Annotated in this window: 9 protein-coding genes; 2 read left to right on the top strand and 7 right to left on the bottom strand. The window is 61.4% G+C overall.

Annotation, left to right across the window (positions count from 1 at the left end; all coding sequences use genetic code 11):
• Positions 1-12: 12 nt before the first annotated feature.
• The 4 genes from ACE3OU_RS17030 to ACE3OU_RS17015 form a co-directional block, all read right to left on the bottom strand.
• A complete protein-coding gene (locus ACE3OU_RS17030) occupies positions 13-1,359 on the bottom strand; it encodes an ABC1 kinase family protein (RefSeq protein ID WP_374242744.1) in 1,347 nt (448 codons plus the stop codon).
• Positions 1,360-1,441: 82 nt separating this feature from the next.
• Positions 1,442-1,822 carry a hypothetical protein gene (locus ACE3OU_RS17025; RefSeq protein WP_374242743.1) on the bottom strand — a complete coding sequence of 127 codons (381 nt, stop codon included), beginning with the start codon at positions 1,820-1,822 and terminating at the stop codon, positions 1,442-1,444.
• Positions 1,819-3,318, bottom strand: coding sequence for an aminoacyl-histidine dipeptidase (locus ACE3OU_RS17020; RefSeq protein WP_374242742.1), 1,500 nt, complete (start codon positions 3,316-3,318; stop codon positions 1,819-1,821). Before ACE3OU_RS17020 ends, ACE3OU_RS17025 begins: the two co-directional genes overlap by 4 nt.
• Positions 3,319-3,402: 84 nt before the next feature.
• Positions 3,403-5,517 carry a DUF4357 domain-containing protein gene (locus ACE3OU_RS17015; protein ID WP_374242741.1) on the bottom strand — a complete coding sequence of 705 codons (2,115 nt, stop codon included), beginning with the start codon at positions 5,515-5,517 and terminating at the stop codon, positions 3,403-3,405.
• A 280-nt stretch (positions 5,518-5,797) separates the two neighbouring features.
• Here ACE3OU_RS17015 and ACE3OU_RS17010 point away from each other — a divergent pair, with 280 nt between their 5' ends.
• Positions 5,798-6,388 carry a YigZ family protein gene (locus tag ACE3OU_RS17010; protein WP_374242740.1) on the top strand — a complete coding sequence of 197 codons (591 nt, stop codon included), beginning with the start codon at positions 5,798-5,800 and terminating at the stop codon, positions 6,386-6,388.
• Between the two features lie 615 nt (positions 6,389-7,003).
• Positions 7,004-7,372, top strand: coding sequence for a hypothetical protein (locus ACE3OU_RS17005; RefSeq protein ID WP_374242739.1), 369 nt, complete (start codon positions 7,004-7,006; stop codon positions 7,370-7,372).
• Between the two features lie 345 nt (positions 7,373-7,717).
• Here ACE3OU_RS17005 and ACE3OU_RS17000 read toward each other — a convergent pair whose 3' ends face one another.
• Genes ACE3OU_RS17000 through ACE3OU_RS16990 form a run of 3 tightly spaced genes read right to left on the bottom strand, consistent with a single transcriptional unit; the run spans position 7,718 to position 13,536 of the window.
• Entirely contained in the window at positions 7,718-9,139 is a 1,422-nt protein-coding gene (locus ACE3OU_RS17000) for an efflux transporter outer membrane subunit (protein ID WP_374242757.1), read from the bottom strand.
• 35 nt (positions 9,140-9,174) lie between these two features.
• Positions 9,175-12,333, bottom strand: coding sequence for a multidrug efflux RND transporter permease subunit (locus ACE3OU_RS16995; RefSeq protein WP_374242738.1), 3,159 nt, complete (start codon positions 12,331-12,333; stop codon positions 9,175-9,177).
• A 39-nt stretch (positions 12,334-12,372) separates the two neighbouring features.
• Positions 12,373-13,536, bottom strand: coding sequence for an efflux RND transporter periplasmic adaptor subunit (locus ACE3OU_RS16990; RefSeq protein WP_374242737.1), 1,164 nt, complete (start codon positions 13,534-13,536; stop codon positions 12,373-12,375).
• Positions 13,537-13,599: the final 63 nt, after the last annotated feature.

The raw sequence follows: 13,599 nt of genomic DNA, 5'->3' as shown, positions 1-13,599 counted from the left end.
GCCCGCGCGCCCTCAGGCCGGGCTGCCGGTGCCTTGCGGGGCGGCATGGGGCAGGAACAGCCGGCGGATGTCCACCCGCGCGCCGAGCCGGGCCGCCAGCAGGTAGAGCCCGCCGATCTTGCGGTGCAGAAAGAGCGCATCCACCGGCGGGGTGTGCCAGAAGTCGCGGTCGGTACCGAGCTGCATGCCGGCGTCGCGCATGCGCCGGGCGAGGTCGGAGCGGCCGAAGTCGTAGGGGCCGTCGTGGCGCAGGGGTTCGCAGGCCATGACGAAGATGTCGAGCACCTGCTGGCGGTGGCGGTCCTCGATCTGGGCGCCAAAGTAGCCGATCTCGCCGGCCGCGGCGTCGAGGCCCTGCCGGTCGCGGGCCATGCCGGCCACGAGCAGGCGCCGGTAGGCCTCGACGAGGCCCGCATCGAAGCGCCGCGTTGCACCGAAATCCAGCAGCACCAGCCGGCGGCTGGCCGGGTCGTAGAGGTAGTTGGCGAGGTTGGGGTCGGTCTGCACATGCCGGAAGCTGAAGATCTCGTTGAACAGCAGCTCGAACAGCAGCGCCGCCACCCGGTCGCGCTCGGCCTGGGGGGCGGACTGCAGATCGTCGAGCGCATGCCCTTCGACCCGCGACATCACCAGAATGTTCGCGGTGCCCAGCTCGGCGACCACCTCGGGCAGCGTGAAGTCCGGGTGATCGGCGAGCAGGCCGCGGTAATGCTGCAGGTGGGCGGCCTCCTTGAGGTAGTCGGCCTCGTCGTGGAGCTGGCGCTTGGCCTCGTCGAGCAGCGGCGCGACGTCGAGGCTGGCCGGCAGCAGGCCCGAGATGCGCAGCAGCGTCGCCACGTTGTCCACGTCGCTGGAGATGCTGCGGGCGACGCCCGGGTATTGCACCTTGATCGCCAGCCGGCGGCCGTCGAGGGCCTGGGCCGCATGCACCTGGCCGATCGAGGCGGCCGCCATCGGGGTGAACGAAAATTGGCTGAAGTGGCGCGTCCAGTCCTTGCCCCAGCTCGCCTCCAGCACCTGCACCAGCTGGCTCATGGGCATCGGCTGGGCGTCGGCGCGCAGGCGGGCGAGGATCTGGGCCAGCTCGGGCGGCAGCAGGTCGCCGGCGTCCATCGACAGGAGCTGGCCGACCTTCATCGCCGCGCCGCGCAGGTGGGCCAGCTGCTCGGCCACCCGGCGGGCGTTGGCGGGGGTGAGGAGCAGGTCGCCCACCGAGGGGCGGCGGCCCTGGGCAAGCTGGCGCAGGCCCTCGGCGAGCATGCCGCCGGCGACGCCCGAGGCCAGGCTGCCCAGCCGGGCGAGGCGCGAGATGCGGCTGCTCGGCACGGCGGTGCCGGGTTTGGTGGAGGGCGTTGTCATGGGGGGGCACCCGGGGAGGAGAGAGCCTTCATCTTAGGCGTCGCGGTTTTGTTTTGTCTAGGACAGAAAGCCCGTCGACGCCTCAACGCAGGCTGCGCACTTCCTCGAAGTTGCCGTCGGCGAGGCGGCCGTCGGGGGTGAACACCAGCTGCAGGATCACGTCGGTCCGCCCGCCGAGCCAGTCGGTGCCCACCGGAATCTTGCCAAAGATGCAGGGCCCGCCACGGGCCGGGAGGGCGGCGGCCATCGCGCTCCTGCGGCCGAGTTCGTCGCATTCGGCGGCGCTCTTGATCGAATAGGTGGTGCCGTGGCGCTGCAGCTCGGCCTCGGCGGCGGCCAGGGGGACGCCGGGCGTCAGTGCCCCGCGCAGCTGGGGGATCAGCGGCGATGGGGCCTGGGAGCAGGCGGTGAGGGCGAGGGTGGCAAGGGCGGCGAGGGCGCCCAGCTGGCGCAACGGAGTCATTGAATGGCTCCCGCATGCGAGGGCAGGCTTGCGGCTTCGGCGAGGATCGCGCCGAGCAGCCGCCAGGCCTTGCCCACCGATTCGATCTCGACCCGTTCGCCCGGCGCATGGGCGCCGCGGATCGTCGGGCCGAAGGAGATGATGTCCATGCCCGGGTAGCGCGCCGCGATGAGGCCGCATTCGAGGCCGGCGTGGATCACCTGCACCGTCGATTCGGCGCCGAACTCCCGGTGGAACACCGCCTGGGCCAGCGCCAGCAGCGGTGAGGCCGGGTCGGGCCGCCAGCCCGGGTAGTGGCCCGCGATCTCCACGCCGCTGCCGCTCAGCGCGAACAGGCTGGCGATCTCGTCGGCGAGGGCCCGGCTGCCGCTGTCGACGAGCGAGCGCACCATGAAGTTGCAGTGCCCGCCGCCGGGCCCGACATCGACCATGCCGAGGTTGTTGGACGTTTCCACCACCCCCGGCACCGCCAGGCTGCGGCGGCGCACGCCATGGGGCGCCGCGTGCAGCGAGGCCAGCCACACCGCCTGCTCGGCGGCCGCCATCACCGCTTCCGCCGCGCCCGGCGTGACGCCCAGCGTGAGGCCCGCGTCGACCCCCGCCAGCTCGCCCCGCAGCAGGGCCTGCCAGTCGGCGAGCAGCGCCGTCAGCGCGGGGCCCTGGCCGGCGGGCAGCAGCACGGTGGCGCGGGCTTCGCGGGGCAGGGCGTTGCGCGCGGTGCCGCCCACCAGGCTGGTGAGGCGCAGCGGCAGGCGCGCCTCCAGCCCGCGCAGCACGCGCACCAGCAGCTTGATGGCGTTGCCGCGCTCCTCGTGGATGTCCACCCCCGAATGGCCGCCGCGCAGGCCGGCCAGCGTCACCTGCCACGCCTCATGGCCGGCGGGCGGGGCCTCCGGCGTGCCGGGGCGGGAGACGTTCACGTCCACCCCGCCGGCGCAGCCCAGGTAGAACTCGCCCCAGTCCTCGGTATCGAGGTTGAGCATCAGGCGGCCCTGCAGCACGCCGGCGGCGAGGCCGTGGGCGCCGCCCATGCCGGCCTCCTCGTCCACGGTGAGCAGGGCCTCCAGGGGGCCATGGATGAGCGTGGTGTCTTCGAGGGCGGCCAGAATCAGCGCCACGCCGATGCCGTTGTCGGCGCCCAGGGTGGTGTCGTCGGCCACCAGCCAGCCGTTGGCGAGGCGCGGCACGATGGGGTCGCGGGTAAAGTCGTGGGCAGTGCCGGCGTTCTTCTGGCAGACCATGTCCAGGTGGCCCTGCAGCACCACGCCAGGGGCCCGCTCGCGGCCGGCGCTGGCCGGCTTGCGGATGATCAGGTTGCCGGCCGCATCCACCACGGTGGCCAGCCCGCGCGCCTCGGCCCAGGCGCGCAGGTGCTCGCGCAGCGGCCCCTCGGCCTTGGAGGGGCGCGGGAAGGCGCACAGGGTGGCAAAGTGCCGCCACACGGCGGCGGGGGCGAGGCCGGCAAAGGCCGGCGGCAGGGCAGGGGTGGCGGGCATGGCGGGTGTGAGGTGGGTGGAACGAGCCGCGAGCATCTCCGCGACCGGGGCGCAGCGTCAAGGGCCGCGCCCCGGTGCCCGTGCTTACCGCTCGCTGCGCCCGGAGGCGGGTTGCCCGGCCGGCAGGTTGTCCTGCCAGGCGGCGTAGGTGATCGAGGTGCCGGCGAGCCGCCAGCTGGTGCGGCCGTTGTCCGGGCGCCCGAGCACCGTGGCCGAGGCCGCGCTGGGGCTGTTGAAATCCACGTCCCGGGCAAAGACGAGGCAGGCGCCATCGCCCGTCGGCGTCAGCGCGCCGGCGCCGATCAGCTCCTCGCGCAGTTGTTGGTAGCCATGGGCTTGGCCCGACCAGGCCAGTCGGGCCTGGGAGCCCGCCAGCACGCGGAACGCCGCGCCCGTTTCCCGGGCCGTTGCGGTCAGGCCGTGCTTGGTGCTTTCCAGCTCGAACAGCGCGTCGTCGCTGATCTGTCCCAGATCCGCCAGCATCGCCTCGGCCAGATCGGCGCGGCTCAGGCGGCCCTGCAGCTGCCAGTGGGTTTCCAGCGCGGTGAGCAGGCGGGCCTGCCGCTCGGCCATCACCGCCTCGGTCCATTCGTCGTGCTGCAGCACCTCGGTGGTCAGCGCAAAGCTGCATACCCCGCCTCGGGTGAAGTAGGCGCTCTTCTTTTTGGCGAACTCGTAGTTGCTGGCGGCGCTGTTCTTCTTGCGGCTGAGCAGGGTGAGGTTGCCCAGCCGATGGACCCACTGTTCATGGATGACCGGGTCGGGCACCCAGGTCAGCCACTGGCTGTTCGGGGCCGGCTGCTGGGGCAGGACGTGCTCCACCGACACCACGTCGTGCTGATAGCTGGCGCTGCCGTCCGACAGCAGGCGGTCGAGCCGCAGCATCAGGGTGGCCACGGCCCGCGACGAGTGGGTCTGGTAGAGCGGCCCGTTGAGGGCGCTGTAGGTCTCGTGCTTCTCCAGTGGCGTGAGTTGCAGCGGGGACTGGGGCGGGGTCAGGTCCTGGGCCTTCTCGACCGCCGCCGTCAGCGACGAGAAGCGCTCGACCCGCTCGTTGATGCCGCACTTGCGCACCAGCATCGAGTAGGCCAGCCGCTCCAGCCCCCGGAAGAACGCCAGAACGGCCTCCGGCTGGTTGCGATGGCGCACGAAGAAGGCCAGCGCCGGCGGCACCCAGTCCTTGAAGTCGAGCCGGTTGAGCCAGCGCAGGTGCTCGTTGACCTGTTCCGCGTGCTTCTGGCTGGCGTAGTCCGCCGCGCTGATCTCGCTGAAGGCCTGGGCCATCGGCAGCAGGATCTCATCGACGAAACCCTGCGGCCGCGCCGCCGGATTGACGTGCTCCTTGAACTCCTTGAGCAGGGAGCCCTGGGGCTTGGCCTTGCGGAAGACCATCCGGATATGGCTGAACAGCTCGCCGAACTCGTCGCGGCCCAGTTCTTCCTCCGCGTCTTCCCACTGGGTGGTGTAGGCGTCCCGCAGGCTGGGCGTGATGCTGCCGATCACCTCCGCCTTCAGGATGTCGGTGGCGCTCAGGTCGAGGCCGCGGCTGTTGAGCACCCCGAAGATGCGGTAGGCCGAGTCCAGGTCTGGCGTGGCCACGGTGACCAGGTAGCAGCGGGTGATCACGAACTGCACCAGACGCACCAGCTGGGCCTGATCCAGCCTGGCCAGCATGGCCTGGAACACCTGGGCGTTGCTGCGGATGCGCCCCTGGGCGTCGGGCAGTGGCGCGGTAAGTGCGGTCAGCCGGGCGAAGCCGTCCTCGTGCTGGACATGCTCCCGGAAGAAAGCGCGGTCGCGCTCGCGCAGCGACAGCCGGTAGCGCGCCTGGGTACCCTTCACGAGGCTGCCCCGCTCGTAGATGCAGCCGGTGATGTCGGACTGCACGCCGGAATCCGTCACCGCGGCGCGGATTGCCGACAGCAGCAGGGTCAGGGTGGTGAGGCGCTGCTGCCCGTCCACGACCGTGGCTTCGGGGATCGCCGTGGCCTTGATCAGCACGATGCTGCCCAGGAAGTAGGGCGCCGCCTCGCCAAGCTGTTCGGGCGCGGCCGCCAGGGCGCCCAGCAGGTCTTCCAGCAGCTCTTGAGCCTGTTCGGTTCCCCAGGCGTAGGGGCGCTGGTAGCCGGGGATCGTAAAGACGTAGTCGTCGCTGAAGATCTTGGCGAGGGATTGTTCTTGCGCGGTGAGGGTGTGCATGGCGGTCAGTCCTGCCCGGGATGTTTCGGGGCGCAGGTCGGTTTGGAAGGGAAGGGCGGCAAAGGCGCATCGCAATCCACGGCACGCGCGCGGCACGATGCCGCAGGGCCGGGATGGTGTTCAGGTAGGGCAGGGCGATTCTACGGCGGGCGCTGCGGCCTGTGGCGCCTCCCTGTGGCCATTTTGGGGGGTGGGCAGCCTATCGTCGTTCAAGCGCCGGGGTGCCGATGGCGTCCCCGTTTGCAAAGCCCGGCCGCCACCCCTTACCCTTGGCGCCGCCATGGCCCACAGCATCCTCGCCCCCGTCTCCAGCGAGCTCCTCATCAAGAAGAGCCGGTTCATCGGCTGCGTGCAGCCGGTGGACGGCCGCGCCGCGGCCCAGGCCATCGTTGCCGGGTTGCGCGCCGGGCACCCCGGGGCGGCCCACGTGTGCTGGGCGCTCCTCGCCGGCGGGCAATCGGCCGCTGTGGATGACGGCGAGCCCTCCGGCACCGCCGGCCGACCGATGCTCGACGTGCTGCGCCACCAGGGCCTCGAGGGCGTGCTCGCCACGGTTGTGCGCTACTACGGCGGCGTGAAGCTCGGTGCCGGCGGGCTGGTGAGGGCCTACACCGACTGCGTTGCCCAGGCCCTCAAGGACGCCGAGAAGGTGCCCATCATCAGGATGCGTGCCCTCCGCTGCGCGGTACCCTATGCGCTGGAGGGGCTGTTGCGCCGGGAGATCGCCGCCGCCGGCGGGCGGCTCGACGACATCCAGCACGGCGAGGCGGTGGCCTTCGGCTTCACGCTGGCGGAAGCCGCCGCCGACGCGCTCATCGCCCGGCTGGGTGAGCTGTGCCAGGGGCGGGTCGTGTGGGAGCGCTCCGAATAAGGGGCTCGCCGCGCCGTTGGCTTCTGATGCGTGGGCTGGCCTTGTTATCGGCGCCTTGTGATCGACCAACGCGGCAACGTGAGTCGATATTGCAGCCTTGTGATCGATCAACGCCGCGGCTATTGGCGATATCGATAGCCATTTCCCTTATATCGATGCCTTGTTATAAGAAAAATAGCTATTGTTAGCGTCGTTAGCCGTCGCGATAAATGCCAGCAAGCTGGCAACAGCGAATCACACGGCGCCAATATCGATGCAAGCGGCGCTGAGATTGACCAAAGCCCGCGCGCCACAAGCCAAAGCGGCTGCAACAACGACGTCAGCGGTCGCGCCAAGAAGAATTGCGACCGCTACAAGGCTTCAAGCTCCGCCAACAACGACCCAAGCCCTTGCAACATCAATGCCGGTGGCTCCAGCAGCAAGGCATGGGGGCGTGACAACAGGCCGCGAGCTCCCAGCATCGAGCTCCGTGCTTCCGGCATGCCGCCCCGCTGCCATGGGAAACAGTAAAGCGCCATGGGATATTCCAAAGTCTTGAAATAAATACGCGTTGGGGGTATTGTTGTTTCCGTGGTACTTCGATCTGACACGACCATCCCGCACCAGGAGACACGCATGTCCAAGACCCCCAGCGGCCGCGTCCCGGCCAAGATCATCAATGAAGACATCCAGGCCTTCCACGGCCTCGCCACCATCCAGGGCTACGCCCCCCACGACCCCGACCTCACCCTCGAGGCCATCACCGCCACCTACGAAGAGCTCATGGCCGACCGCGCCGCCCTGGTCCGCGCCCAGATCGCCCTCGACATCATCCGCGACAAGATCGGCACCACCGAGCAACGCTTCCACAGCCAGATGCGCGGCTCCAAGGACGCCGTCCGCGGCCAGTACGGCGACGACTCCAACGAGCTCGCCGCGATGGGGCTGAAGAAGGCTTCGGAGAAAAAGCGAGGCAGCGGCAAGAGCAAGCCGGCGGAGGAGTAAAGAAAGAAGGAGAGGGCGGGCGGAGGCCCGTCCTTTTGGGGTTTGAGGGAGGAGAGTTTGCAGGGTGTGTGCCAAGTCTGCTGTCGGCCAGGAGCGGCCTGTCGTCCTTTCTCTCGAGCCGTCGTTCAAGAGGCAGATCCCCTCCGGAAGCAGCCATTCCTGCAACGTCAGCCACTCGGCCAAAGCTGACCTTTGAGCACCGGCCTGAATTAGGCGGCAATGTACCGCTAATCGGCCGTTTAACCGTTCATCGTGGTTAATACCCTTTTACCATTGGTCAGCCTTGCCTCTCCTGCCTAAGCCGAACTTGTGCTCGTGGTGTGAATTTGCGTAACAATCCGGTACTCATCGCTCTTCTGGTTCGAGTTTCCAACCTCCGCCAAGAGATTTAAACAATGAGGTTAGTGCGATCTGCCTTGAGGTACGGCTCTCAATGAGTCCAATTTCGTTTGCATAATGGCTTCGTTGGGCATCGAGATAGCGTAGATGGTTGTCCACGCCAGCTTTATACCGAGCCTCGGACAGGCGAAGGGTTTCCGAGCTGGCATCTCTCAAAGATCGACGTGACTCTTCTTCTCTTTTAAGAGTGGCACTGGCATCAAGAGCATCCGATACGTCTCGAAAGGCTACTTGGATAATTTTTTCGTATTCCGCTATCGCCATATCTTTTCGAACAGTAGCCAGATCTAGGTTCGCTACGTTTTGCCCCCCCTGGAAGATTGGCAAGCTTAGTTGAGGCAAAAAGGACCACGAATTTTGGCCGCTCTCGAAAAGCCCAGACAGTGCAGTACTGGAACTACCCAGAGCCGTTGTCAGCGTGATTCGAGGAAAAAATGCTGCCCGAGCAGCGCCAATACTGGCGTTTCTTGAACGGAGCCGATATTCGGCAGCCAAAATATCTGGACGATTGGTCAGTAAATCGGATGGTGCTCCTGGCACTATTTGCCGAACGAACGGCATATCAATTGGCTCTTGAGGTAAAAACTTATCAAGATCGGAAACGCCGACCAATAGCTGTAACGCATTGCCGGCCTGCCTAAGCTCGCGGTCTATCCGCTCAAAATCAGCTTTGGCTTGCTCTCTCAATCCGAAAGCCTCTTGGTAGTCTAGTACTGTAGTGGTACCTGCTTCGCGCCGCTTACTTACGAGTTCAAGCGACTTATTCCGGGAGTCCAGAGTTTGCCTCGTCAAAGCAAGGCGTCGGTAGGCGCTATCCCTAGCCAGATATGCTTGGATCACTTCTGCGACCAAGCCTAATCGTGCAGCATTCGCATTCGCCTCAATTGCGAAATACTCTTGTAAGGCTGCATCGGAAAGGCTCTTAACGCGTCCAAAGAGATCAACTTCAAAAGCCGTAAGTGCTATGCCTGCTTGGTAGCTGGTTACCACACCGGATTCGCCGCTTACATTCAGATCACCAGGTACGCGCTGTCTGGACCCTGTGCCATTTAAGCTGATGCTAGGCAGCCTATCTGCACGTTGAACTCGATATTGAGCTCTAGCAGCTTCAATATTCAAAATCGTCTGACGAAGGTCACGATTGTTCTCAAGTGCTGTCGCAACAAGATTTCGAAGGCTTTCGTTTATAACAAACGAACGCCAGTCCAAGGGGGCATCCGATAACGGGGCAGTCTCCTTACCCTGATTAAGCACCTCCGCTTGCCAGTGTGCGGGTATAGGAGCTGGAGGCCGTTCATAAATAGGTGCCAGTGAACAGCCTGCAATGAGACAAGAACTAACAGCGAGAGCTAGAGCAACATGCCTCATCAACGAAATCTTGGAATTAAATGTGATTGTTTTCATTAATGCACTCCAGACTCATTCGTCTCAACGGGACTTGCTGACTTACGATCAAATCGCTCCACAAAAGTGGATACGGTATTCATGACCCAGACATAAAAAATAGGGACAAAGACAACGCCCAACAAAGTTGCACTCAACATGCCGCCTATGACGCCGATACCCAGTGCCTGCTGACTCGCTGCACCAGGCCCCATTGCGAATGCCAATGGAACTACTCCCAAAATAAAGGCAAACGACGTCATGACGATTGGCCTGAAGCGTAGTCGCGCTGCTTCTACGGCTGCATCGACTAACGCATACCCTTGCGAATGAAGTTCCCTTGCAAATTCCACGATAAGAATCGCATTTTTGGCGGCGAGACCAATGATCGTAATCAGCCCCACCTTGAAATAAACATCGTTCGGCATTCCAAGAACCGTAACCGCCAGAACAGAACCGAGAGCACCAATAGGTACGATCAGCATCACCGAAAAGGGAATTGACCAGCTTTCGTACAGAGCAACCAGCAGTAAGAAAACAACGAGAATTGCGAGCGAGAAAAGAAATGGTGCCTGGGCACCTGCTGCCTTTTCTTGATAGGAGAGTCCGGTCCACTCGTAACCGACCCCTTCAGGGAGGGTCGAGATAATTTGCTCAAGTGCAGCCATTGCCTCACCAGTGCTTCGGCCAGGCGCAGCATCCCCGATGATCTTGAAGGATTGATAGCCGTTCGAACGAGTGATTTGGACTGGTCCCGTTTCCCACCTAACGGTAGTGAAGGCACTGAAAGGCACCTGGGCTCCATTTTTGTTCGCCACATAGAGGCGCTGCACACTTTCTGGTGTCATTCGAGCACCAATGTCTGCTTGTACGACCACACGTTGTAAGCGGCCTGCATTCGCGAAATCACTGGCGGTAGCAGAGCCAAATGCCGTGGTCAGCACATCGTGCGCTGACTCAATAGAGACCCCCATGGTCTCTGCTTTTACTCGGTCGATCATGACTCTGAGCTGTGGCGCTTCTTGCAAGCCCTCGATCATCGCGTAGGCAATCGCCTCTGACGTATTCGCCTTCATGAGAAGTTCATCACGAGCTTTGATCAACATATCTCGACCGATGCCTCCGCGATCTTGGAGACGAAGTGCAAAGCCGCCGGAATTCCCCATGCCTTCGATTGGAGGGGGCATGACAGCCATCACGGCCCCATCGCTGACTGAAGAAAATTGTTGATTAGCTGCGTCAATTTCGCCCTGAGCCGTTACCCCTTTAGCCCTGATCGACCAGTCTTTCAAGGTTGGGAACAAAATGGCGGCGTTTTCGCCCATACCTGAAAAGCTGAACCCCATGATTGTGAAGACATCATTGACACCTTCTCGCTTCGCCAGGTGGCTTTCCATTTCCTTAAGGGTTGTGTTTGTTCGCTGATAAGTGGCCCCGGACGGAAGTTGAACGTCGACGATGTAATAGCCTTGGTCCTCCGCCGGAATAAAAGACTCTGGCAGGCGAGAGTAAAGAAATCCAAGAATCAGCAAGATGCCAAGATAAATGGCCATGTAGCGACCTGTTTTCTTCACAAACGCGCTGTTAAGGCCCACATAACGGTCAGTGACTTTGCCAAACTTGCGATTGAACCAGCCAAAAACCCCCTCCTTCGCGTGGTGATGCCCTTTCGCAACCGGCTTTAACAATGATGCGCAGAGCGCAGGAGTCAAAGCTAGAGCCAGGAATCCAGAAAAAAGAATCGATACAGCGAGAGAAAGGGAAAACTGCCTGTAAATAACACCTACTGAACCGCTCATGAATGCCAGCGGCAAGAAAACCGCAGAGAGGACCAAAGTAATACCGACAATTGCGCCAGAGACTTGGCTCATGGCTTTGATGGTTGCTTCCTTGGGAGACAACCCTTCTTCTGACATGATTCGCTCGACATTCTCAACAACGACGATGGCATCATCCACCAGGATGCCGATTGCCAGAACCATCCCAAACATGGTCATCATGTTGATGGAAAATCCCAATACTGACATCACAGCAAAAGTGCCGAGCAGGCATACTGGAACAACGATTGTCGGTACCAAGGTGTACCGAAGGTTTTGAAGGAAGAGGAGCATCACTAGGAACACGAGCATCACCGCCTCCACCAATGTATGAATTACCTTTTCGATTGATGCTTTTACGAATAGAGAAGTGTCATAAGGGAAGGAAACTTCGATATCGTTTGGAAGAGTCGGCCCCAACTCAGCTATACGAGCTTTTACCGCGTTAACCATAGCAATCGCGTTTGCGCCGGGGGCCAATTGCACAGCACCAGAGACGGCAACTTTGCCATTCAGTCGGGTCTCAAAGTTGTAGTCTTGCTGGCCTATCTGAATCCGCGCCACATCGGACAGTTTTACACTCGAACCATCAAGATTGGCCTTCAGAATAATTTGACCAAATTCCTCAGGCGTGTCTAACGTCCCCTTCACTACGAGTGTGCCGGTGAACTCCTGGTCGGTTGATCCCGGCCGAGCACCAAAGCTCCCTGCTGGCACTTGAACATTCTGCTTGGCTAATGCGGCATTCACGTCGGAGACTGAAACGCCGTATCCATTGAGTTTTTTCGGGTCCAACCAAACGCGCATAGCCACTTCAGTACCGAAATAGACTACTTTCCCGACACCTTTTACCCGCCGGACTTCGTTATTGATACGCCGCGTCGCAACATCGAGAAGCCCAACCTCGTCTTTTCCTTCCGCATTCCCTTTATAAGTTAGTGCATAGAACAACACGAAGCCTGCGTTAGCTTGCTCTACTCGGACCCCTTGGCGTGTCACCGCAGTAGGCAGACGTGCTTCAGCTCGCTTGAGTCGATTTTGAACATCAACCTGAGCAAGGTCCGCATCAGTGCCTGGCTCGAACGTGACGGTTATTTCCGCCATCCCATTCGAGTTGCTTGTCGATTCGAAATACAGCATGTTCTTAGCACCATTGAGTTCCTCTTCAATAATGCTGGTGACTGTTTCTGTTAAGACCTTGGCCGACGCACCAGGGTAGGTCGCTGTAATAGAAATCTGAGGCGGCACCACGTTTGGATATTGAGCGACAGGCAACGAAGGGATGGCTAAAAGACCCGCCAACGTGATGAAGATAGCCACGACCCATGCGAAGTTAGGTCGGGCAATAAAGAAATTGGGCATGGTTGTCCTTTGAGAGCTGTATTCAGCCGAGATCCAAAATCAGTTGGCTTTCGGATTCGTTGCCGCAGAAGCTTGTCCAGCTAATTGCGTTGTGACCTTCTCGTTAGGCTGAAGGCCATTGGCACCACCAACGATGACTTTTTCACCTACCGTCAGGCCACTTTGAATATGCCAATCAGATCCGTGCATCGCGCCGGTTTCTACGGAACGCACTTCAACCACGCCCTCTGTGTTCACAACGAAGACTTGCGGCTTTCCGTCAGTGCTCCGACTTATGGCGCGTTGCGGTATCAAAATCGCTTTAGGATTCTCACCGAGCACTGCTGTTACTCGAACATACATACCTGGCAGCATTACATTGTCTTCATTACTGAATTTGCCCCGCACTGTTACTTGGTTTGTTGTTTGATCAACCCCAATATCAGAGAAGAGCAAACTTCCTTCTCGGGTGAGATTGCTTCCATCAATCTTCGCCTTAATTGCCGCGCCACCATCCGGTCTCTTTGCTAGACGTCCGGTGGCAAGCGCTTCACGTGTTTGCATTACCTCGCCAACCGACTGCGTAAAGTCGACATAGATAGGGTTCAGTTGCTGGATAGTTGCCATGTGTGTGGCGTCAGCCTGGCCAACCAGAGCACCTTCAGTAACCAATGCCCGCCCAATACGTCCTGAAATAGGAGCTCGGACGGTTGCGTATTCCAGATTCAGGTGCGCTGTTTCTACATTGGCTTGTGCAGCCCGTTTCGCGGCGAGAGCTCCCTTGTGCTTGGCAACAGCAGCATCGAACTCTTGTTGGCTAACTGCTTCAATTTCTACCAACGGTTTATATCGGCGTACGACGGCGTCTGCTTCGACGCTTTCTGCCTCGATTTTTGCCAATTCACCTTCCGCTCGGGACAAGGCGGCTTTGTAAGGCGCCGGATCAATTTGAAACAGGATCTGACCGGCTTTTACGTCGGCCCCTTCCTCAAACGCTCGCTTCACGACAATTCCAGGCACCCGAGCCCTAACCTCTGCTACGCGGACGGGAGTTACACGACCCGCAAGGTCAGTATCGATCTGCAACGGTCGGGGCGTAACTTCAACAACATCCACCTGTTTCACAGGTGCCACGCTAGGTTCACTGTTGTGTTCACAGCCAGCCAAGACCACGCTAAGGCTTGCCACACAAAGCCACTGCTTCACGAAAACCGAGGTACACATAATTTTTGCCTGCTCGTAAAATTGGTGCTAGATTGAAACGAATGGCGCTATTATGCCTCAAAT

The sequence above is a fragment of the Zoogloea sp. genome, assembly GCF_041908905.1.
Taxonomy (GTDB): domain Bacteria; phylum Pseudomonadota; class Gammaproteobacteria; order Burkholderiales; family Rhodocyclaceae; genus Zoogloea.
Note: the sequence above shows the minus strand (reverse complement) of the source record. Positions and strands in the feature narration are given on the sequence as shown.

Coding starts and splice junctions, on each gene's coding strand:
- ACE3OU_RS17030 (WP_374242744.1), bottom strand. CDS start 1,359: ATGACAACGCCCTCCACCAAACCCGGCACCGCCGTGCCGAGCAGCCGC.
- ACE3OU_RS17025 (WP_374242743.1), bottom strand. CDS start 1,822: ATGACTCCGTTGCGCCAGCTGGGCGCCCTCGCCGCCCTTGCCACCCTC.
- ACE3OU_RS17020 (WP_374242742.1), bottom strand. CDS start 3,318: ATGCCCGCCACCCCTGCCCTGCCGCCGGCCTTTGCCGGCCTCGCCCCC.
- ACE3OU_RS17015 (WP_374242741.1), bottom strand. CDS start 5,517: ATGCACACCCTCACCGCGCAAGAACAATCCCTCGCCAAGATCTTCAGC.
- ACE3OU_RS17010 (WP_374242740.1), top strand. CDS start 5,798: ATGGCCCACAGCATCCTCGCCCCCGTCTCCAGCGAGCTCCTCATCAAG.
- ACE3OU_RS17005 (WP_374242739.1), top strand. CDS start 7,004: ATGTCCAAGACCCCCAGCGGCCGCGTCCCGGCCAAGATCATCAATGAA.
- ACE3OU_RS17000 (WP_374242757.1), bottom strand. CDS start 9,139: ATGAGGCATGTTGCTCTAGCTCTCGCTGTTAGTTCTTGTCTCATTGCA.
- ACE3OU_RS16995 (WP_374242738.1), bottom strand. CDS start 12,333: ATGCCCAATTTCTTTATTGCCCGACCTAACTTCGCATGGGTCGTGGCT.
- ACE3OU_RS16990 (WP_374242737.1), bottom strand. CDS start 13,536: ATGTGTACCTCGGTTTTCGTGAAGCAGTGGCTTTGTGTGGCAAGCCTT.